This window comes from Leptodesmis sp., assembly GCF_052746595.1.
In genome coordinates this window covers 1-2,242 of sequence record NZ_JBRAGO010000202.1, presented here as the reverse complement: position 1 = coordinate 2,242, position 2,242 = coordinate 1, and the positions used below count along the sequence as shown (strand labels likewise).

Here is a 2,242-nt window from a genome sequence, read left to right as displayed (position 1 = left end):
AAGCTTTAGGGAAACTGGCTCAGAAACACCAGATTTTTCTGGCCGGGAATGCCTACGAATTGGATGCTCACTTTTCTGGCCTATATTTTCAAACCTGCTTTCTGCTGGCACCGTCAGGGGCTGTGGTGTTGCGTTATCGCCGTCTGAATTCCATGTTTGCGCCCACCCCTCATGATGTCTGGGACAAGTATCTGGACGTATATGGTTTGGATGGAGTCTTTCCCGTCGCTCAAACCGAAATTGGGAAGTTAGCTGCCGTTGCCTCGGATGAAATTCTGTTTCCAGAACTGGCCCGGTGTTTGGCGATGCGGGGGGCTGAAATTCTGCTCCATCCTACCTCGGAAATTTACGGTCAGGAGCGGGCACCCAAGGAAGCTGCTAAACTATCCCGCGCTGTGGAAAACATGATGTACGTGGTTTCCTGCAATACAGCGGGAATTGCCAATAGCCCAATTCCTCAAGCATCAACGGATGGTGGGTCGAAGATTATTGACTACCGGGGATTGGTGCTGGCGGAGACGAGTGCGGGGGAAAGTATGGCGACCTTCGCTGAGATTGATCTAACGGCCCTGCGGCGATATCGTCAGCGTCCAGGGTTAACCAATTTACTTGCTCGACAACGATTTGAGGTGTATGCCGATTTGCATCGCCAGTCTGTTTATCCGGTCAATACCCTGTTGCAGGGCGAGATGGAGCGATCGCACTTTATCCAAACCCAGCAGGCAACGATTCAGCGCTTGCGCGATCGGGGGTGATATGAAAAGGGCGATGGACAACGGGAAAACGTTCCCGATGCCTCCTTGTTAAAAAAGTAGCCAGATGGGTTGAATGTACTGGATTGTGCAACTTTCCGGTAAACTTATCCGTCCTATGGAAAAGAATAAAATCATCTTTTTGAGTCAACTTCTGTGCGCGATCGTCCGTTCATTAAGCTGTTTTCCCTGCTGATGGGTCTTCTCACCCTGTCCGGCTGCGGAGCGATTAAAACGGCTGTGTTTCCCACTCCGTCCCCATCTGGAGTATCGGCACAAAATCTAGCTATTATTGCTAACCAAGCTGACCCCTTGAGTATGCAGATTGCCCGCTACTATCAGCAACGCCGGGAAATTCCAGAGCAGAATTTGATCGTTGTATCCTTTCAAGCGGGACGAACGACCTTACCGGAAGGGGAATTTCGCCGGATTAAAACCGAAGTAGAGGCAAAAATTCCAGCACAAATTCAAGCGTTTGCCCTGACTTGGGTGGCTCCCTACCGGGTGGATTGTATGTCCATCACATCAGCTTTTGCGTTTGGCTTCGACGATCGCTTTTGTGCCAAAGGCTGTCTGCCTACCCAGGCCAGCCCTTATTTCAATCAGAAGCAGGTGAAACCCTTTGACCGCTTTCGGATTCGACCAACGATGACGATTGCTGCAACCACCTTTGCCCAGGCCAAAGCCCTGATTGATCGGGGTGTCGCTGCCGATGGCACCTATCCTGATGGCACCGCCTATTTACTCAGTACCAGCGATCGCAGCCGGAATGTCCGTGCTCGTCTCTATCCCTTGATCAGTCAGTATTTTGATCCGCCCTTTAAGGTTGTCATTCTCAACAGTGATGTACTGGAGCAACAAACAGACATAATGTTTTACTTCACGGGGTTGACCCAGGTGCAGAGGTTGGAAACGAATCGATTTCGTCCTGGCGCGATCGCGGATCACCTGACCTCGGTGGGGGGAGCGCTTACGGATAGCTTTCAAATGAGCAGTTTGCGCTGGTTGGAAGCTGGGGCCACGGGCAGTTATGGCACGGTAGTAGAACCTTGCAACTTCCCAGCCAAATTTCCCAACCCAGCGATCGCCATGTTCCATTATTTTCAGGGCGATACCCTGCTGGAAGCCTACTGGAAAAGTGTTGCTCAACCCGGACAGGGTATTTTCATTGGTGAACCCTTGGCCCGTCCTTTCCCCATCGCCCCTTGAGCCTTTTACGCTCGCGTGTAACGATGTTTGACCCCAATGGGAAAATACTCAGGATCGCCAGCCGCCAATAAAGTAATCTGTGGCATCTGATACGCCTCTGGCACATAGTTCGCGAATTCACTGTTCAATCGTCGCAGGTGGTGCAGGATAGCCGCTGCGATCGCCTGTCGTCGGTTCTCATCTGCCTCTACACCGGGCGCTAATTCCACCACGATCGCCAGCGATTTATTCTGATCTGTGTCCTCCTGCACCTGCATCACAAACTTGCCAGTTACCCAGTT

At 51.6% G+C, this 2,242-nt stretch carries 2 protein-coding genes and 1 pseudogene; 2 read left to right on the top strand and 1 reads right to left on the bottom strand.

Annotated features, from left to right (window positions below):
• Positions 1–755: nitrilase-related carbon-nitrogen hydrolase (locus tag ACUVQO_RS23030; RefSeq protein WP_445928151.1), on the top strand; the 755-nt coding region annotated here is incomplete at its 5' end.
• A gap of 153 nt (positions 756–908) precedes the next feature.
• Positions 909–1,961 (top strand): TIGR03790 family protein, encoded by a 1,053-nt coding sequence (locus ACUVQO_RS23025; RefSeq protein ID WP_445928150.1) that lies wholly within the window; start codon positions 909–911, stop codon positions 1,959–1,961.
• Between the two features lie 5 nt (positions 1,962–1,966).
• On the opposite strand, the pseudogene ACUVQO_RS23020 reads toward ACUVQO_RS23025, so the two are convergent.
• Positions 1,967–2,242, bottom strand: a pseudogene (locus ACUVQO_RS23020) (phenylacetate--CoA ligase family protein); the annotation flags it as partial.